At 74.4% G+C, this 18,030-nt stretch carries 18 protein-coding genes; 13 read left to right on the top strand and 5 right to left on the bottom strand.

The features are described 5' to 3' along the window. Positions 1-49: 49 nt before the first annotated feature. Positions 50-2,596, bottom strand: a complete 2,547-nt coding sequence (gene pepN, locus QQK26_RS07220) for an aminopeptidase N (protein ID WP_284231590.1) — start codon at positions 2,594-2,596, stop codon at positions 50-52. An 81-nt stretch (positions 2,597-2,677) separates the two neighbouring features. Between pepN and QQK26_RS07215 the strand changes: the two genes are divergently transcribed. The 5 genes from QQK26_RS07215 to QQK26_RS07195 all read left to right on the top strand — a co-directional run bounded on the left by QQK26_RS07215 (position 2,678) and on the right by QQK26_RS07195 (position 7,238). Then, complete coding sequence (locus QQK26_RS07215; RefSeq protein ID WP_284231587.1) at positions 2,678-3,238, top strand: TetR/AcrR family transcriptional regulator; 561 nt, start codon at positions 2,678-2,680, stop codon at positions 3,236-3,238. Between the two features lie 285 nt (positions 3,239-3,523). Then, entirely contained in the window at positions 3,524-4,009 is a 486-nt protein-coding gene (locus QQK26_RS07210) for a ribose-5-phosphate isomerase (RefSeq protein ID WP_284231582.1), read from the top strand. Continuing rightward, positions 4,009-4,980, top strand: coding sequence for an Fpg/Nei family DNA glycosylase (locus QQK26_RS07205; RefSeq protein ID WP_284231579.1), 972 nt, complete (start codon positions 4,009-4,011; stop codon positions 4,978-4,980). The genes QQK26_RS07210 and QQK26_RS07205 overlap by 1 nt, the downstream gene beginning before the upstream one ends. 105 nt (positions 4,981-5,085) lie before the next feature. Next, positions 5,086-5,802, top strand: coding sequence for an FMN-binding negative transcriptional regulator (locus tag QQK26_RS07200; RefSeq protein WP_284231577.1), 717 nt, complete (start codon positions 5,086-5,088; stop codon positions 5,800-5,802). After that, positions 5,799-7,238, top strand: a complete 1,440-nt coding sequence (locus tag QQK26_RS07195) for an amidohydrolase (RefSeq protein ID WP_284231575.1) — start codon at positions 5,799-5,801, stop codon at positions 7,236-7,238. Before QQK26_RS07200 ends, QQK26_RS07195 begins: the two co-directional genes overlap by 4 nt. On the opposite strand, the gene QQK26_RS07190 is transcribed toward QQK26_RS07195, so the two are convergent. Then, positions 7,235-7,801: a histidine phosphatase family protein gene (locus QQK26_RS07190; protein ID WP_284231573.1), complete on the bottom strand. Its 567-nt coding sequence runs from the start codon at positions 7,799-7,801 to the stop codon at positions 7,235-7,237. The two genes, QQK26_RS07195 and QQK26_RS07190, sit on opposite strands and share 4 nt — an antisense overlap. 202 nt (positions 7,802-8,003) lie before the next feature. Here QQK26_RS07190 and QQK26_RS07185 point away from each other — a divergent pair, with 202 nt between their 5' ends. Together QQK26_RS07185 and QQK26_RS07180 are read left to right on the top strand one after the other, a co-directional pair. Then, positions 8,004-8,504: an SRPBCC family protein gene (locus QQK26_RS07185; protein WP_284231571.1), complete on the top strand. Its 501-nt coding sequence runs from the start codon at positions 8,004-8,006 to the stop codon at positions 8,502-8,504. Continuing rightward, positions 8,497-9,957 (top strand): phytoene desaturase family protein, encoded by a 1,461-nt coding sequence (locus tag QQK26_RS07180; protein WP_284231569.1) that lies wholly within the window; start codon positions 8,497-8,499, stop codon positions 9,955-9,957. Before QQK26_RS07185 ends, QQK26_RS07180 begins: the two co-directional genes overlap by 8 nt. A 78-nt stretch (positions 9,958-10,035) precedes the next feature. Here the strand turns inward: QQK26_RS07180 and QQK26_RS07175 are convergent, their stop codons facing one another. Together QQK26_RS07175 and QQK26_RS07170 are read right to left on the bottom strand one after the other, a co-directional pair. After that, complete coding sequence (locus QQK26_RS07175; protein ID WP_284231567.1) at positions 10,036-10,521, bottom strand: Dps family protein; 486 nt, start codon at positions 10,519-10,521, stop codon at positions 10,036-10,038. Positions 10,522-10,644: 123 nt separating this feature from the next. Continuing rightward, positions 10,645-13,674 (bottom strand): SCO7613 C-terminal domain-containing membrane protein, encoded by a 3,030-nt coding sequence (locus tag QQK26_RS07170; protein ID WP_284231565.1) that lies wholly within the window; start codon positions 13,672-13,674, stop codon positions 10,645-10,647. Between the two features lie 501 nt (positions 13,675-14,175). Between QQK26_RS07170 and QQK26_RS07165 the strand changes: the two genes are divergently transcribed. The 4 genes from QQK26_RS07165 to QQK26_RS07150 all read left to right on the top strand — a co-directional run bounded on the left by QQK26_RS07165 (position 14,176) and on the right by QQK26_RS07150 (position 16,741). Then, a complete protein-coding gene (locus tag QQK26_RS07165) occupies positions 14,176-15,069 on the top strand; it encodes an EamA family transporter (protein ID WP_284231563.1) in 894 nt (297 codons plus the stop codon). Beyond that, the gene (locus tag QQK26_RS07160) at positions 15,066-15,602 is read left to right on the top strand and encodes a hypothetical protein (protein WP_284231561.1); all 537 of its coding nucleotides are present in this window, start codon (positions 15,066-15,068) and stop codon (positions 15,600-15,602) included. The genes QQK26_RS07165 and QQK26_RS07160 overlap by 4 nt, the downstream gene beginning before the upstream one ends. A 56-nt stretch (positions 15,603-15,658) precedes the next feature. After that, positions 15,659-15,928 carry a hypothetical protein gene (locus QQK26_RS07155; protein WP_284231558.1) on the top strand — a complete coding sequence of 90 codons (270 nt, stop codon included), beginning with the start codon at positions 15,659-15,661 and terminating at the stop codon, positions 15,926-15,928. A 180-nt stretch (positions 15,929-16,108) separates the two neighbouring features. Then, positions 16,109-16,741 carry an alpha/beta hydrolase fold domain-containing protein gene (locus tag QQK26_RS07150; RefSeq protein WP_284231557.1) on the top strand — a complete coding sequence of 211 codons (633 nt, stop codon included), beginning with the start codon at positions 16,109-16,111 and terminating at the stop codon, positions 16,739-16,741. Between the two features lie 38 nt (positions 16,742-16,779). Here the strand turns inward: QQK26_RS07150 and QQK26_RS07145 are convergent, their stop codons facing one another. After that, the gene (locus tag QQK26_RS07145) at positions 16,780-17,046 is read right to left on the bottom strand and encodes a helix-turn-helix domain-containing protein (RefSeq protein ID WP_284231555.1); all 267 of its coding nucleotides are present in this window, start codon (positions 17,044-17,046) and stop codon (positions 16,780-16,782) included. A gap of 87 nt (positions 17,047-17,133) precedes the next feature. Here QQK26_RS07145 and QQK26_RS07140 point away from each other — a divergent pair, with 87 nt between their 5' ends. Next, positions 17,134-17,637, top strand: a complete 504-nt coding sequence (locus QQK26_RS07140) for a helix-turn-helix transcriptional regulator (protein ID WP_284231553.1) — start codon at positions 17,134-17,136, stop codon at positions 17,635-17,637. Positions 17,638-17,644: 7 nt separating this feature from the next. Then, the gene (locus QQK26_RS07135; protein WP_284231551.1) at positions 17,645-18,010 is read left to right on the top strand and encodes an ImmA/IrrE family metallo-endopeptidase; all 366 of its coding nucleotides are present in this window, start codon (positions 17,645-17,647) and stop codon (positions 18,008-18,010) included. Positions 18,011-18,030: the final 20 nt, after the last annotated feature.

The raw sequence follows: 18,030 nt of genomic DNA, 5'->3' as shown, positions 1-18,030 counted from the left end.
GGCGACGGGGCGCCGACCCGAAGGTCGACGCCCCGTGCATCCGCTCGGCTCAGGCCCGGCGGTCGCGCTCCTGCGCCAGGAGCGCGCGCTCCACGCCGGCCAGCGACTCGATGACGATGCGGCGCAGCGCCGGCGTCCCGGGGTTCGCGGCGAGCCACGCCTCGGTGCGCTCGCGCAGCGCCTCGGAGGCCAGCGGCGCCGGGTAGAGCCCCGAGATCACCGTGTCGGCGATGTGGTAGCTGCGCTCGGCCCACAGGGTGGTGAGGCTGTCGAAGTAGCGCTCGACGGTGGCCTCGAGCGGCGCCGGGTCGATCACGTGCTGGAAGCCCAGCGCCGTGTTGCGCACGATCATGTTGGGCGCGGTGTCGACGTCGACCAGTGACGCGAACGCCGCCAGCTTCGCCTCGGCCGTCGGGATCGCGGCGCGCAGCCGTGCGGCCGCCTGGGCGCCGGTGGCGGTGTTGTCGGACTCCAGGGCCGCGACCACCTCGGACTCGCCGGCGCGGCCGAGCAGCACGAGGCCCTCGAGCAGCTCCCAGCGCAGATCCGTGTCGATCTCGAGGCCGTCGAGCGCGCGCGAGCCCTCGAGCAGGGCCGCGAGCACGTCGCCGTGCTCGTCGGTCGTGACGACCTGGGCGAAGGCCTTCAGGAACTGGAACTGCGCGTCGGAGCCGGCCTGCGCCTCCGCCGCCAGCGCCCAGAGCCCGTCGGCCACCTCGGTGACCGTCTCGAGCCGGCGCTCGGGGGCCACGTACATCCGCGCCACCGTCACCAGCTGCGCCAGCGTCGTGCGGATGGTGGTCGACTCGGTCTCGCTCGCGATGTTGCCGAGCACGAGGCGCACGTAGTCGCTCGGACGCAGCTCGGCGTCGCGGGTCGCATCCCAGGCGGCGCCCCAGACGATCGACCGCGGCAGCGCCTCGGCGATGCCGGCGAGGTGGGCGATGGCCACCTGCTGCGAGGCGTCGTCGAGGCGGATCTTCGCGTAGGCGAGGTCGTCGTCGTTCACGAGCACCAGGTCGGGCTTGGCGAGGCCGACGAGCTCGGGCACCTCGGTGCGCTCGCCCGCGACGTCGAGCTCGACGCGGTGGATGCGGGCGAGGGAGTCGCCGTCCAGCGCGTAGAAGCCGATCGCCAGGCGGTGCGGACGGATGGTCGGCCACTCCTCCGGGGCGGTCTGCAGCACCGCGAAGCCCGTGATGACGCCCTGCGCATCCGTCTCGATCTCCGGACGCAGCGTGTTGACGCCGGCCGTCTCGAGCCACAGCTGCGACCACTCGGAGAGGTCGCGGCCGCTCGTGGCCTCGAGCTCGACGAGCAGATCGCGCAGCTCGGTGTTCGCGTGCGCGTGCTTCTTGAAGTACTGCGCGACGCCCTGCATGAAGGCCTCGAGGCCCACCCAGGCGACCAGCTGCTTGAGCACGCTGCCGCCCTTCGCGTAGGTGATGCCGTCGAAGTTGACCTGCACGTCCTCGAGGTCGTTGATCGTCGCGACGATCGGGTGCGTCGAGGGCAGCTGGTCCTGGCGGTACGCCCAGCTCTTCTCCATGGCCTGGAAGGTGGTCCACGCCTCGGTCCACTCGGTGGCCTCGGCGGTGGCGAGCGTCGACGCCCACTCCGCGAAGGACTCGTTGAGCCAGAGGTCGTTCCACCACTTCATGGTCACGAGGTCGCCGAACCACATGTGGGCCAGCTCGTGCAGGATCGTGACGACGCGGCGCTCGCGGATCGCATCCGTCACCTTCGAGCGGAACACGTACGTCTCGGTGAAGGTGACCGCGCCCGCGTTCTCCATGGCGCCCGCGTTGAACTCGGGCACGAAGAGCTGGTCGTACTTCTCGAAGGGGTAGGGGTACTGGAACTGCTCCTCGAAGAAGGCGAAGCCCTGCTTGGTCTTCTCGAAGACGTAGTCGGCGTCGAGGTGCTCGGCGAGCGAGGCGCGGGCGAAGACGCCGAGCGGGATCACGCGGCCGTCGCTGCTGGTGAGCTCGTCGCGCACCTCCACGTAGGGGCCGGCGACGATCGCGGTGACGTAGCTGGAGAGGATGGGCGTCGGAGCGAAGCTCCAGGTCGCGGCACCGTCGTCCGTGGTGGTCGGCTCGGGCGTGGGCGAGTTCGACACCACCTTCCACTCGGCCGGCGCGGTGACGGTGAAGGCGAAGGTCGCCTTGAGGTCGGGCTGCTCGAAGACCGCGAAGACGCGGCGGCTGTCCGGCACCTCGAACTGCGAGTAGAGGTACACCTCGCCGTCGACCGGGTCGACGAAGCGGTGCAGCCCCTCGCCGCTGTTCGTGTAGAAGGCGTCGGCGACGACGACGAGCTCGTTCTCGGCGGCGAGCGAGGGCAGCTGGATGCGCACGCCGTCCGAGACCTCGGCCGGGTCGAGGGCGACGCCGTTGAGCGTCACCGAGTGCACCGCGCGGGTGATCGCGTCGATGAAGGTCGAGGCGCCCTCGGTGGCGGTGAAGCGCACGCGGGTCGTCGAGCCGAACACCTCCGCTCCACGGGTCAGATCGAGTTCGATCGCGTAGCTGTCGACGTGCAGGAGCGCCTTGCGCTCCTCGGCCTCGATGCGGGTGAGGTTCTCTCCGGGCATCCTTGCTCCTCCTGGGGTTCTCGGCGGTGATCCCACCCTATTGGCGTTCAAGACAGCGCCTGTCGGGATTAGGCTCGCCCCATGGTCGACTCCCGGATCCTCCAGACGCAGGCGGCGCTCGCCGAGGCCGTGCTGGATCTCGCCGCGCGCACCCCGATCGCCAAGCTCGGGGTGGCCGAGCTGACGCGCCGCGCCGGCATCAACCGTGCGACGTTCTACGACCACTACTCGTCACCCGGCGAGCTGCTCGCCACCGTGCTCGGCGAGGATCTCGAGCGGATGCGCGACGACTACCTGCGCGGACGTCGCGAGGGCGGATCGCCCCAGGAGGTGCTGCGCGACGGCATCGACGCGACCGTGCGCCACGTCGAGGAGCGCCGCGACATCTACTACCGCGCCCTCGTCGAGGCGCCGGATGCGGAGCTCATCAGCATGCTCACGTCGAGCTTCGAGCAGTCCTGCCTGGTCATCCTCGCCGAGACCGTCGACCCGCCCCTGCCGCGGGCGAAGGCGCGCATCATCGCCCGCTTCGTCGGCGCCGGTCTCGTCGGCGGCGTGACGGCCGGCCTGCAGGACCCGGGCCTCGACCGCGCGGCGCTCGTGGAGACCCTGTCGGAGTCCTTCCCGCGCTGGTGGTACTGAGCGGGCGCGGCGGCGGCCGGCTGCGCGCTGAGCGCTGCCGCCGCTGAGGGCTGCCGCCGCTGAGGGCTGCCGCCGCTGAGCGCTGCCGGCCGCGAGCGGGCGTGACGCAATGGGTCACCCTTTCGCGCCGCTGCCCGCAGCGCTCGCCCGCATCGAGTTGCCGCATGTGGCGGTCTCACGCTGCTCTTGGCCGCCATTCGCGGCAACTCGGTGGGTGGATGGAACGTTGAGGGGCGATGCGGCGCGGGAGCCGAGCCACCCGCCCCGGTCGCTAGGCTGGCGATCATGCGGATCCACATCGCCACGGACCACGCCGGGCTGGACATGAGCAAGCAGCTGATCGACGACCTGACCGGCGACGGCCACGCGGTCACCGACCACGGCCCGAGCAGTTACGAGCCCCTCGACGACTACCCGTCGTTCTGCATCAACGCGGCCCGCGCCGTGGTGCGCGACCAGCGCGCGGGCGAGACGGCCCTCGGGGTGGTCTTCGGTGGTTCCGGCAACGGCGAGCAGATCGCGGCCAACAAGGTGGAGGGCGTGCGCGCGGCGCTCGTCTGGAACACCTCCACGGCCGAGCTCGCCCGCGAGCACAACGACGCGAACGTCATCGCGATCGGCGCCCGGCAGCACGACTACGCGGAGGTGCTGGGCTTCATCCGCTCGTTCATCGCCACCCCGTTCACCGGCGAGGAGCGGCACGCCCGCCGCATCGCGCAGCTCGCCGAGTACGAGACCACCGGGGCCATCGAGGGGCACGAGATCCACTAGTGCCCGAGGGTCACTCCGTCCATCGCATCGCACGCCAGTTCGCGAGGCGCTTCGTCGGCCGCGCCGTGAGGGTCAGCTCGCCGCAGGGGCGCTTCGCCGAGGGCGCTGCGATGCTCGACGGTCGAACCATGACCGACGCGAAGGCCGTCGGCAAGCAGATGTTCCTCGACTTCGAGGACGGCCTCTGGCTGCGCGTGCATCTCGGCATCTACGGTGCGTGGGACTTCGCGGGGGCGCTGGAGCTCGACGCGCCCACCGCCAGCGCCGGCGGGCGGATGGGCCAGACCAATCAGCGCGGCACCGTCGTCGGTGAGCACGAGGACTCCCTCGCCTCGATCGGCGCGCCCCGCCGCGCCCGGCTGCGCATGGCGGAGCAGGAGAAGGTCACGGAGACCGTCGAGACGTGGCCACCGGAGCCCGTCGGCCAGGTGCGCGTGCGGCTGCTCACCGACGAGACGGTGGCCGACCTGCGCGGACCGACCGCCTGCGAGGTGCTCGACGACGCCGGCGTGCGCGCCGTGCTCGACCGTCTCGGCCCCGATCCGCAGCTCGACGACGGTCCCGAGGCCGAGGCCAAGTTCGTGGAGCGGCTCACGAAGTCGGCCAAGGCGGTCGGCCTGCAGCTCATGGACCAGTCCGTCGTCGCGGGCATCGGCAACGTCTACCGGGCCGAGATCCTCTTCCGAGCACGGATGAATCCGCACACGCCCGCGCGCACGATCAGCGCCGAGCAGGCCCGCGACCTCTGGGCCGACTGGTCGCGGCTGCTCGAGATCGGCGTCACGACGGGCCAGATGATGACCATGGACGGGCTCGACGAGGCCGCCCACCGCCGGGCGCTCGCGAGCCGGGCCGACCGGCACTGGGTGTACAAGCGCGAGGGCCTGCCCTGCCGCGTCTGCGGCACGCACATCGTGCTCGAGGAGATGGGCAACCGCAAGCTCTACTGGTGCCCGCAGTGCCAGGCGTGAGACTCAGCGCGACAGGCTGATCTCGACCACCTCGTCGCCGCGCGGAACGGCCGAGCGGATGCGGAACGACACGATCGCAGGCTATCGGCACGCCAGAATAGGCGGATGCGGCAGAACCCCACCTTCGCGCTGCACGAGCTGGCCGAGCTGCGGCGCATCGTGCGCGAGCACCCCTGGGCGACCCTCGTCAGCGCGACGAGCACGGGCCTCCGGGTGAGCCATTACCCGGTCCTCCTCGAGGGGGACGACCTCACGATCGTGAGCCACGTCGGCCGGCCGGACGACGCCATCCACGAGCTGGGGCGGCACGAGGTGGCCGTCATCCTGCAGGGTCCGCACGGCTACGTCTCGCCCGGCTGGTACGACGACAGCGCCACCGTGCCCACCTGGAACTTCACGGCCGTGCACCTGCACGGCCGGCCCGAGCTGCTGAGCGCCGAGGAGAACCTGCGCATGCTCGACCGTCTCGTCGACGTCTTCGAGGCACCGCTGCCCGAGCCGCGCCGGCTGCTCGGCACGCCGGAAGACGCGGCGCTCGCCGAGCGGGTCGCCCGCGGCACGGTCGGCTTCCGGCTGCGCCCGACCCGAGTCGAGGCCAAGCGCAAGCTCAGCCAGAACAAGCCCGAGCAGATCGTCCGCTCGGTGGTCGCCGAGCTCGAGGGACACGGGCCGTACGCGCAGCCGCAGCTCGCGGCGGAGATGCGGCGCGCGCATCCCTTCCTCGGTGCCGGAGCGGATGCGGCCGCCGGTGCGGACGCCGACGGAGCGGACGCCGACGGAGCGGACGCCGACGGCGCGGACGCCGACGGAGCAGCCCTGTGAGCGCCCTCATCCTGCGCCGCGCCCGACTCGCGCCCGCGGCCGAGACCGTCGACCTGCTGCTGCGCGACGGCGTCATCGCCGCGATCGCCCCGCGGATCGAGGAGGCGGCGGAGACCGTGGACGTGGACGGCCGCCACGTCGTACCCGGCCTGTGGGACGCGCACGTGCACCTGAACCAGTGGGCGCTGGCGCTGCGGCGCTTCGACGTCGGCGCGGCGGAGAGCGCCGCCGAGGCCGCGGCGATCGCGGCGGCGCATCGCGCCCGCGCCGAGGAGGGGCAGACGCTCGTCGGCTACGGCTTCCGGGACGGGCTGTGGCCGGACGCGCCGAGCCGCGAGCTGCTTGACGCGGCGACGGGCGCGCATCCGGTCGTACTGGTCAGCGGCGACCTGCACGCGGCCTGGGCCAACAGCGCCGCCTGCGCCCGGTACGGGCTGACGGCGCCGAACGGGCTCGTGCGCGAGACCGACGCCTTCGCGCTCGTGCGCGAGCTCGACGCGGTCGACGACGCCGTGCTCGACCGCTGGGCCGGCGAGGCGGCGCTCACCGCCGCGGTGCGCGGCGTGGTCGGCGTGGTCGACATGGAGATGCGCTGGAGCCGCGACGCCTGGCTGCGGCGCATCGCCGGCGGCCAGCGCAGCCTGCGGGTCGAGGCGGCGGTGTACCCGCAGGACATCGCCCGGGCGACCGCGCTGCGGCTGCCGAGCGGCGCGCTCGTCGAGGGCGGCGAGGGGCTGCTCGCCGTCGGACCGGCCAAGATCATCACGGACGGCTCGCTGAACACCCGCACGGCGTTCTGCGCCGACCCGTACGCCGGCCTCGACGCCGACCCGCACGGTGTGCTCACCGTGCCGCACGAGGAGCTCGTCGAGCACCTGCGGCTCGCGCGGCGAGCGGGTCTGCGGCCTGCGGTGCACGCGATCGGCGACCGTGCGAACACCCTCGCGCTGAACGCGTTCGAGGCGGTCGGCATCGGCGGCTCGATCGAGCACGCCCAGCTGCTCGCCGACGACGACGTGCCGCGCTTCGCGGCGCTCGGCGTCGTCGCGAGCGTGCAGCCCGAGCACGCCATGGACGACCGCGACGTGGCTGAGCACTACTGGCCCGGGCGCACCGAGCGCGCCTTCCCGCTGCGCGCGCTGCTCGACGCCGGCGCGCAGCTCGCGCTCGGCTCCGACGCGCCGGTCGCACCGCTCGACCCGTGGGTGGCGATGGACGCGGCCGTCACCCGCAGCCGCGACGGGCGCGGCGCGTGGCACGGCGAGCAGGCGATCACGCGCGCCGAGGCGCTGGCCGCATCCGTCCGCAGCGCGGTGGCGGTGGGGGAGCGCGCCGACCTTGCGGTGCTGGATGCGGCCTTCGACGCGCATCCGCTGCGCACGATGCCGGTGGCCGCGACGCTGCTCGAGGGCCGCTTCACGCACCGGGCGCTTTAGCGCGCGAGCTGCTCCGCGGCCGGGCCGACGAGCCACTCCACCTCGTAGGCACCGGTCCCGGCGGAGCGCACGAGCACCACGTCGGCGTTGTCGAAACGGGGGAACGGCGCACCGGTGAGCACGCCGAGCGCGAGCCGCAGCAGGGTGCCGTGCGCCACGACGATCGAGTCGACGCCCTCGGCGAGCAGTGCGCGGATCTCCGCGGCACCGCGCTCGCCCACCTCGGCGACCGTCTCGGAGCCGGGCCAGTCGTGATCGGGGTGCGAGGCGTAGGCCTCGGCGATGTCGACGCCCTCGGCCGAGCCGAAGTCGCGCTCGATGAGCGCCTCCCGGTGCGCGTCGCGCGGCAGCGACAGGCGTTCGGCGATCACGTCGGCGGTCTGCTGCGCGCGCAGCATCGGCGAGGAGATGACGCGGCGCGCGCGCACCGGCGTCAGCAGCGGTGCGACGACCTCCGCCTGCCCGAGCCCCTCCTCGTTGAGCGGGTTCTCGGTGCGGCCCTGCATGCGCCGCTCGGCGTTCCAGTCGGTGCGGCCGTGGCGCACCAGCGCGATCGCGGTCATGCGAGCACCCGCTGCGTCGATCGGACACCCTCCGACGGGAACACGAGGCCCCGCCGCACCGTCACCTGCACACGCTCGTCCACACGGGGACGATACCCGGTGCGCCCGGTACCCCGGTTGGGAACACCGTGTCGTCGAGGCGTCGCGTGCGAGCGGCCTGGGCGTCACCCGGGCGGGCGCTCCCACTCGATACCGTCGAATCATGTCGACCGTCGCGCGCCGCCTCGAATGCCCGCCCGAAGCCGTCTTCCGCGTCATCGCGGAGGGGTGGCTGTTCCCCAGCTGGATCGTCGGGGCCTCGCGGATGCGGCAGGTCGGCGACGACTGGCCGGCAGTGGGCTCGCAGCTGCACCACTCCTTCGGCGTCTGGCCCCTCGTCATCGACGATCGCACCACCGTGCTCGAGTGGGACCCGCCCCACCGCGTCGTGTTCCAGGCGCAGGGATGGCCGCTCGGCGAGGCGCGGGTGATCATCGACGTCAAGCCGCGCGGTGAGGGCTGCGTGGTGCGCATGCGCGAGTACGCCGAGCGGGGCCCCGGCACCCTCATCCCGAAGCCGCTGCTCGACCTCTTCCTCGTGCCCCGAAACCGCGAGACGCTCCACCGGCTCGGCTATCTCGCCGAGGGCGGCGCACCGCAACCGGAGGCCGAACCCGAGGCGGAGCCCGCCGAGGGCGACGACGGGCCGCGCCACCGTGCCTGACTCCGGCGCACCCGATGCCATCGTCGTCGGCGCCGGGCCGAACGGGCTGGCCGCGGCGGTCACCCTCGCCCGCGCCGGCCTGCAGGTCGAGGTGCTCGAGCGCGAGGCCACGATCGGCGGCGGCGCGCGCACCGGCGCGCTGACCGCGCCCGGGTTCCTGCACGACGTCTGCTCGGCCGTGCATCCGATGGCGCTCGCCTCCGAGTTCTTCCAGCGCTTCGGGCTCGAGCGTCGCATCGAGCTCGCGGTGCCCGAGATCAGCTACGCGCATCCGCTCGACGACGCCCGCGCCGCCATCGCCTACCGCGACCTGGACCGTACCGCGGAAGGACTCGGCCGCGACGGCCGGGCCTGGCGCGGCTTCTTCGGCCCGCTGTCGCAACGAGCGGATGCGGTGGCCGCCTTCACCGGCGACAGCCTGCTGCGCGTGCCCACCGAGCCGGGCGTCGCGCTGCGGTTCGGCATGCGGGCGCTGGAGCAGGGCACCCCGCTGTGGAACCTGCGCTTCGCCGAGGACCGCGCGCCGGCGCTGCTCACGGGCGTCGCCGCGCATTCGATCCTGCCGCTGCCGAGCCTCGGCACGGCGGGTGCCGCGCTCATGCTGGGCTCCACCGCGCACGCCCGCGGCTGGCCCGTGCCGATCGGCGGCAGCCAGGCCATCGTCGACGCGCTCGCCGCGGACCTGCTGGCGCACGGCGGCACGATCCGCACCGGCGTCGAGGTGGCCTCGCTCGACGAGCTGCCGCGCTCCAGGGCCGTGCTGCTCGACGTCACGCCGCGCGCGCTGGACCGCCTCGCCGGCTCGCGGCTGCCGGAGGCCTACCGTCGCCGGCTGCGCGCGTACCGCATCGGCAACGCCGCCGCGAAGGTCGACCTCGCCCTCGACGGACCCGTGCCGTGGGCCGTGCCGGAGCTCGCGCAGGCGCCCACCCTGCACCTCGGCGGCAGCCGCGCGCAGATCGCGGCGGCCGAGCACGAGGTCGCGCAGGGGCGTCACGCCGATCGGCCCTACCTGCTCGTGGCCCAGCCCTCCGTGCTCGATCCCGGCCGCGCCCCGGCGGGGTCGCACGCGCTCTGGACCTACGCGCACGTGCCGCGCGGCTCGACGCTCGACCCGACCGAGATGGTGCTGCGCCAGCTCGAGCGCTTCGCGCCCGGCGTGCGCGACCGGATCGTCGCGGTCGCCGCCCGCCCTGCCGCCGACATGGCGTCGGAGAACCCCAACTACCTCGGCGGCGACATCGCGAACGGACTGCCCGATCTGCGCCAGCTGCTCGCGCGACCCGTGCTCGCCAGGGAGCCCTGGCGCACGCCGGCCCGCGGCGTGTACCTGAGCTCGGCGGCGACGCCGCCGGGGCCCGGGGTGCACGGCATGGCCGGGTGGCGCGCGGCGCTCAGCGCGCTGCGGCACGAGTTCGGCATCCGCGCGTCGCCGGATCTCTCGCCGGCGTGACGGGTCTCCCGCCGCCGTGGACGGCGAAGGGCCGCCCCGAGGGGCGGCCCTTCGCGGTGCTGCGTCAGCGCGGGGCGCTCACCGGCTGATGTGCGCGAAGAGGAACCAGCGGTCCTTCTCGAGACCGCGGGCGATCTCGATGGCGACGTCCTGGCTGGCCGCGTCGAGCTCGCCGAGCTCGTCGATCGCGGTGCGCACCGTCTTCATGGTCGCGTCGATGATGGCGATGACCTCGGCCACGACGACGTCGGAGTGCTGGAATCCCTCGCTGAGCACGGGGGTGCCGGCCTTCACGCCGACGGTCTGCGTGCGCGCGTCGAGCGGCAGGCCGAGGGCGACGATGCGCTCCGCGGCGGTGTCGGCGTACTCGCGGGCGTGGTCCACGACATCGTCGAGCAGCAGGTGGATCGCCTGGAAGTTGGCACCGCGCACGTGCCAGTGCGCCTGCTTGCCGTCGGTCGCGAGCGCGGTGAGGTCGAGCACGATCGGGCTGAGGAACTGGGCGACGCCGGCGGCGACGTCCGGGTCGATGGCGCTCGAGGGGGTGGTGGTGATGTCCGTCATGATGTGGCTCCTTCGTTCCGTGCTGACGGATGCAACGCTACTCGGGCAGGATCATTCCGCAAGCAAGCTGAGGCTCGACTCAGTGAGGTTGACCTAGCTGCTGACCAGCGATTTCGCTGAGGCTCACCTCAGTGCGGCGACCCTCATCACGACCCTGCGCAGCGTCTGCAGCCGGCGTTCGAAGCGGATGGCGAGCGCGAGCACGAGGGCGCCGCCGAGCACGGGCCACACGAAGACCGGGGTGGCCTCCGCGATGGCGCGCAGCTGGGGCTGCAGCTGCACGACCGCGTGCACGAGGGCGACGGTGATGCCGAGCAGGAACGGCGCCTGCAAGCGCTGCGTCGCGCCGACCACGATCGCCGCGACGGCGAGCGCGCCGACCGTCACGATGCGCCAGACGGCCGGGTCGGTCGACGACGCGATCAGCGACGGCAGCAGCAGCACGGCCATGCCGGGGCCGAGCGCCGACCAGCTGCGCAGCTCCGGTCTGCGGATGAGGCCGAGCGCGCCGGCGAGCACCATCGCGCCGCCGAGCGGGGCGGTGACGGCCTCGGTCTCGATGCCGCCGAGCAACAGCAGGCGCAGGCCGAGCAGGGCCGCGAGCGCCAGCGCCGTCCAACCGGCCCATGCGTTCCACGGTGCGCGCTGCAGCAGCGCGGCGAGCGGATGCACGACCACCAGCACCGCGACGGCGATCGCCCCGCGCAGTGCGCCGTGCTCCGCATCCGCGGCGATCGCGCCGGCCAGGGCCACCGCGGCGCTCGCGGCGACGATCAGCGCCGGCGGCAGCGCCGTGAGGGACCGGCGGTCTCGCCAGCGTCCTGCGAGGCCGACGGCGGCGAGCACGAGCAGCGCCGCCGCGACCGCGGCCCAGGGCTCGGTGCCGGCCAGCGAGCCGTCGCTCTGCGCGAGGCGCAGCGGCGTGCCGAGCAGCACCGCGGCCGCGCCCGCGACGACCAGGGCGTCGAACCAGCGCCGCGCCGGACCGGTCGATCCGAAGGCCCCGGCGATCAGCGTCGCACCGCCCAGCGACAGCACGAGCAGCGAGCGCGGCAGCGAGTCCGCCGGCACGGCGCTCGGTGCCAGGGCCAGCAGCAGGCCGGCCAGCAGCGCCGCCGGGCCGGCCGCGCTCGGCGACCGCTGCCGCATCCGCTCGTGCAGTCCGATCCAGGCCGCGAGCAGCAGCAGGACGCCCGCCGGTGGCAGGGTGTGCGCCTCCAGCAGGTCGATGCGGGACCGCTGCAGCGCGTCGAGGAGCGCGAGCACGCCGAGCGCGAGGGCGGCCCAGCTCCAGTGCTTGCGCAGCCCGGCGGCGCCGACCACGCCGTCACGGCGGACCGCCGGCAGCAGAGCGGCGACCGCGAAGAGGATCAGCAGCAGGGGTCGGATGCCCGTCGCCGCGGGGAGCATCAGCGCGGTCGCGAGCAGCACGAGGCCCGCGCCGGCCTCGATCGGCAGCCGCAGCGCGCCGCCGGGCAGCGCCGCGCCGAGGGCGACGATCCCGAGGCCGGTGAGCACGAGCGCCGCCGTCGGCATCGCGGCGTCCGTCTCGGCGAGCACCGAACCGGCGGCCAGCGCGGCGAGCACGGGGACGCCGCCGCCGGCCAGGGCCCGCAGCACCGGCGCGCCCGCATCCGGCCGCAGCCACGGCACCAGGCCGAGCAGCAGCACGCCCGCGAGCACGGCGCCGAGCCACGGCGCCGCGGACAGGGGGCCGGGGTGCAGGAGCGCTCCGATGCCCGCGAGGGGCAGCACGCCGAGCAGCAGCGCACCGCGGCTCGGCCTGGGCGACAGCACCGACAGGGGCAGCAGCGCCGCACCGGCGATCGCCGCCCAGGCCAGCTCGGGGCCGCCCCAGCCCAGGGCGAGCAGCTGCGCGGCGGCCGCGAGCGCGACGATCAGCGCCGGCACGCGGTGGCGCTCCAGCCGCGGCAGCCGCAGGGCGATGAACGCCAGCACCACGAGGAGAGCCGCGAGGACCAGGCGGCCGCCGAGCGTCGGCAGCAGCACCGGGGTGCTGGCGAGCAGCGCCGCGGCAAGGGAGGGCAGCAGCAGTCGTCGCAGCGACCCCGCGACCCCGAGGCGCTGCCCGACGGCCTCGACCGCCAGGCACGCGGCGAGCGCGGCGAACGCTGCGACGACGAGCGAGCCGTGCACCGGTGCGTCAGCGGCGGCACGGGCCGACCAGTCGAGCGCGCCCGATGCGGCGCCGAGCGCCCAGCTCGCAGCGACGGCCAGAGCGGCGGACCCGGCTGGGATCGTAGCGAGCAGCCACGCCGCGATCGCCGCGGTGAGCGCCACGCGCCGCTGGTGCGCGGCGGCGCCCCGGCTCAGCAGCTCGGCCGCCACGGCCGCGGCGGTCAGCGCGGGCAGGGAGCCGAGCAGGTAGAGCTCGGCCGAGGAGAGGCGGGCCGCGGCGGGCAGCAACGTCGTGGCCAGCGACAGCACGGCCAGCAGCGCGAAGGCCGACGCGAGCCCCTCCGCGGCACGACCCTGACGTCCGCGCAGCAGGACGGCCGCGTGCGCCAGGGCCGCGACCAGGATCACGGGCAGCGCGGCGTCCGCGAGCACCGGTAGGTCGATCGCCGTCGTCGCGACCCCAGCGGCGGCCAGCGCCGCGACCGCCATGCCGAGCTGCAGCCATCGCTCGAGCGGCAGCAGCGGCAGCGGTGCGCGCAGACCGCCCAGCAGCCCGATCGCGCCGGCGACGACCCCGGCGAGCCACCACCGTTCGGCCAGCCCGGCCTGCGGGATCGACGCCGCGGCCAGCAGGCCGGCCCCGGGCAGCACGAGCGCGGCGCCGACGAGTCCCGGCGCTCGGATGCCGCAGAGCCGTCGCCACAGCACCGCCAGCCCGCCGATCACCAGCAGTGCGGCGCCCCAGTACCCGGTCTCGGTGCCGCCGCCGAGGCCGGCCAGGTCGTTGGCGCGTGCCGCCCAGACGTCGAGCACCGACATGACCAGCGCGAACACCGCGAGGCCCTCGGCGGACCTGCCCAGACCGGAGCGGCGCAGCAGCCCGGCGCCGACGGCGGCGCCCGCGGTGACGATGCCGAGCACCAGGGCCTGCCAGACGATGCCGAAGTTGACGAAGGCGTAGACGAGGAACCCGATGAAGCCGACCGAGAGCAGCGCGGTCGCCGTCACGACCATCCAGAGCTGCACGCTGGACCGGCGCGGTGCGGCCGGCGGGGCCGACGGCACCCCCGCGTCGGGTCGGGTGGCTCCCGGCGCGGGGAGGGGAGTCGGAACCCCGTTCGGCGGAGCGAAGGCCGCTGCCGCGAAGCGGGAGGCGCAGCCCCGGCAGCCGCTGCCGGAGCCGGCCCGGCCGGCGCCGCCTCGGGCGCGACCAGCCGATCGAAGGTCGCGGCGCGCATCCGCTCGATGGTGCGCTCCCGTGCATCGAGCAGGTCGGCGATCCGCGCCGAGTCGGCCGCGAGTCCAGCGGCGGACGGATGCGTCAGGTCGAGCCCGCACACGTCGCAGCTGCTGGACGTCAGCGGCGCGAAGCAGGACGGGCACTGCGTCGTGCTGCGCAGGTCCGCCGCGCTGCGCGGCCACCGGTTGTTCCGTTCCCCCTGGATCATCGGCTCAGGCTAGCCAGGCACCGGCGCCGTCGGCGATGGGCAGCGGTATCGGTGGAGAATGAGGCGGGTGCCCACAACCCCGCTCGATCGCGTGCCCCCCACGGCGCTCGCCCTCGCCGCGATCGCGTCCGTGCAGCTCGGCGCGGCCCTGGCCCGCGACCACTTCGACGCGGTCGGCTCGCTCGGCGCCGCGGCGCTGCGGCTCGGGCTCGGCACCCTCGTCCTGCTGGCCGTGCTGCGCCCTCGGCCCTGGACCTGGACCCGGCGCGCATGGCTCGCCGCGGTCGTCTACGGTGTCGCGCTGGGCGGCATGAACGTGGCGATCTACCTCTCCTTCCAGACGCTGCCGATCGGCATCGCCGTCACGGTCGAGTTCCTGGGACCGCTCGGCCTCGCGCTCGCGCAGACCCGCCGCTGGCGCGACGCGGTCTGGGCGCTCGCCGCGCTGGTCGGCGTGGCGCTGCTCGGCCTGCAGGCCACCGGCACCCTCGACCCGATCGGCCTCCTCTGGGCGCTGCTGGCCGGTCTCTGCTGGGCCGGCTACATCCTCGCGAGCGCCGCGACCGGCCAGCACCTGCCCGGCACGCAGGGCCTCGCCGTCGCGATGGTCGTCGCCGCAGCCATCGCCCTACCGCTCGGCAGCGCGTCAGCCGTCGTCGGCGTCGTCGCCGAGCCGTGGCTGCTGGCGGTCTTCCTCGGCGTCGCGCTGCTCTCCTCCGCTCTGCCCTACGCGCTCGAGCTGCACGCGCTGCGCCGGCTCGCCACGCGGGTCTTCGGGGTGCTGCAGAGCCTCGGCCCGGCCGCCGCGGCGCTCGCCGGGTTCCTCATCCTCGGCGAGCGGCTGGGCTGGCCCGAACTGGTCGCCCTCGCCCTCATCACCATCGCCAGCGTCGGCGTCACCCTCGGCGCCCGACGCCCTGCCGTCGCGGAGGCCGCGGCCGATAGGCTCGACGGGTCATGAACGAAACCGTGAACGCCGTCGACAGCCTGCGGGTGCCCGCCAAGCGCAACCTCGCCGCCCTGCGCGCCGGCATCGAGGAGGCGGCCCGCTCGGAGGGCACGCTCCTGCGCGCCGTCTTCCGGAGCCCCCGCCACGGCGTGATCAGCGTCGCCGGCGCCGGTCAGCGCTCCGCCGTGATGAACGCCCTCGGCGTCGCCAACTTCTTCGTCGACCCGGGCGCGAAGCCCGCCGGAGACCTCGTCACGGTCGGTCCCGACGAGGCGGAGCAGAGCGGCGAGGAGACGCCGGTCGCCGAGCTCGAGCACGCCGATATCGTCACCGCCGGCTTCGAGCACCCCGTCTACGGCGACTTCGGCATCACCGGGGCGGCGCTCGCCGCCGCCGACTCCGAGGATCTCTGGCTCGGTGGTTGGCTGCTGCGCGCCGCGGGGCAGCCGGCGGCGCACCTGCGCAGCGTGCACCGCCACGGCGCCGCGGCAGACCTCGGCTTCGAGACGCCCGCCCGACTGCAGGCGCTCGACGTCGCCGTCTGAGCGCCCCCGGAGCTTTCACCCATCACCTTCCCTCCGGCCGGCCCTACCGTGGTGGCATGAGCCCGATCCCCGCCGAGACCCGCGCCCGCATCCTCGATGAGGAGGTCGCCCGCGCCGCCCGCGACGGTTGGCAGGTCGCCTCGGTCGGCGCCGGGCAGGCCGTGCTGCAGCGGCAGAAGCGCATCGGCTGGTTCTGGAACCTGGTGCTCACGCTGCTCACCGCCGGCCTCTGGCTGATCGTCGTCATCGTCCGGGTCGTCAACCGCAAGATCCAGACCCTGGTCATCACGGTGGACGCCGAGGGCCGCGTCAGCCGGCGGCGTTGATCGCACGATGACCCTCGCCATGAGGCTGACCGGGGCCGCGCTGCGCCTGCGGTCGCGCGCCGACGAGGGCGCGCCGCGGCAGCCTGCGCCGTCGCCGGCCTCCGTGCGCCGGCGCCATCTGGTGGAGGACGAGCGGATGCACGGACGCCCCGTCACCACGCTCCGCCCCCGCGGGGCGCCGTGCCGGCGACGATCCTGTACCTGCACGGCGGCGCCTACGTGCATCCGCTCGTCGCGCCCCACTGGTGGATCGTGGATCGCCTGGTGCGCGTCTCGGGTGCGACGGTGATCGTGCCGCAGTACGAGCTCGCCCCCCACGGCTCGGTCGAGGAGGCGTTCGCGCTGCTCGACGAGCTGGCGCGGCGGGTCCACGGGCGCCTGGTGCTCGCCGGCGACTCCGCCGGAGCGGGTCTCGCCCTCGCGTGGACGCAGCGCCGGCGGGACGCGGGCGAGCGCCTGCCCGACGCACTGCAGCTGTTCTCGCCCTGGCTCGACACGACGATGACGAACCCGGGCATCGCCGCGCTGGAACCCGACCCGATGCTCGATCGCGAGCGACTGATCGCCTCGGCCCGCTCCTGGGCGCGCGACCGCGCGCTCGACGATCCGCTGATCAGCCCGGGCCTGGGAGACCTCGCCGGCCTGCCGCCGACCGTCGTGCACCAGGGCGGCCGCGATCTCCTCCACCCGGATGCGCTGCGGTTCGGCCGCCGCGCCGCGCCGCGGGCAGTCCGGTGGAGGTGCGCAGCTACCCCGACGGCTTCCACGACTTCGTCGCCGCGTGGTGGACGGCGGAGGCGCGGGCGGTGCTGACGAGCGTCGCGCGGTCCTCATCGGGTTGAGCCCGTGGGTCAGGCGGGCTCGGCGCGGTCCTCGGACGACGATCCGCCTCGCAGCGGGCGCGACGGCCGTGCACGCGGTTCGGCAGCCAGGAGCTTCCCCGCGATGACGTCGGCGACATGGCGCACGAACGGGCGCGATGCGGGCAGCGAGCCCTCCTCGACGGCCAGCAGGTATGCCACCGAGGTCTCCGCCCCTGCGGCGACTTCCTCGGGGCTCATGCGCGCCTGCAGGCGGAGGGTTCGCAAGAGCACGCCCGCGTGCTCGCCATCCGACATGGTCAAAAGCGTACCGAGTTTTGCCCAGCCTGCAAGCTCCAGTGCTCCTCCACAGGGCCGACGGCACGACTAGAGTTGGGAGCCATCATGGACGACGCGGGTGGACTCGGGCAGGGCGAGGCGCTGCGGCGACACGGCGTCCGCCTGGACGGTTCGACGGCCGAGGAGCGCAGGCGGCTGGCGGGCGGCATCCTCGAACTGCGCCGTGCCTCGGGGATGACTCAGGAGCAGCTCGCCTCCGCGGCGGCGGTCAACCGCCGCACCGTCGGCAACATCGAGCGCGGCGCGTTCACGCCGCAGCCCGACGTGCTGCGCCGCGTGCTGCGCGTGCTGGGGGTGCCGACCGAGGCGGACGCGTTCGAGCCCGAGGTCGAGGCCTGGCTCATGATGCTGGGCGGACTCGTGTCGAAACTGCCCGAGCCCCGACGCGATCAGGTCATGCGTCAGGAGATCGCCCGGATCGCGGCGGAGCTGCGCGCTGAGCCCGTGACCGATGTCGGTGGCGCACCGCAGGATGCTCCCATGAACGAGATCCGATACGCGGCCGACGCCGGCAACGCCCTGCCGGACGAGGACCTCCGCACCCCCTGAGGCTGCGATGCAGGGCTACGACCCCTACGCGCACGCCGAGGCGCTCGGGCTCCGGATCGTCTACCGCCCGATCGAGGGCGCGAGCGGACTCTGGATCCCCGAGCACCGGACGATCGTGCTGCAGCCCGGGCTCCACCGCGCGCACGAGCGCTCCACGCTCGCGCACGAGATCGTGCACGCGGAGTTCCAGGACCACGGGCGCGTCCCCGCCCAGGAGCGCCGCGCGGATCGCATCGCCGCGCAGCGCCTCCTCGCGGGCTTCGACCTGCGCCGCGCGGCCGCGCTCTCCGACGACCCCGGGGTGTGGGCGCTCGAAGCGGGCGTGACGGACCATCTCATGGAGGTGCACCTGCGCGCCCGCGCCTCGGCCTGACCCGCGGCGTCTGCGATAGG

Origin of the sequence: Arenivirga flava, assembly GCF_030161575.1 — a bacterium.
GTDB classification, from domain to species: domain Bacteria; phylum Actinomycetota; class Actinomycetes; order Actinomycetales; family Microbacteriaceae; genus Arenivirga; species Arenivirga flava.
Note: the sequence above shows the minus strand (reverse complement) of the source record. Positions and strands in the feature narration are given on the sequence as shown.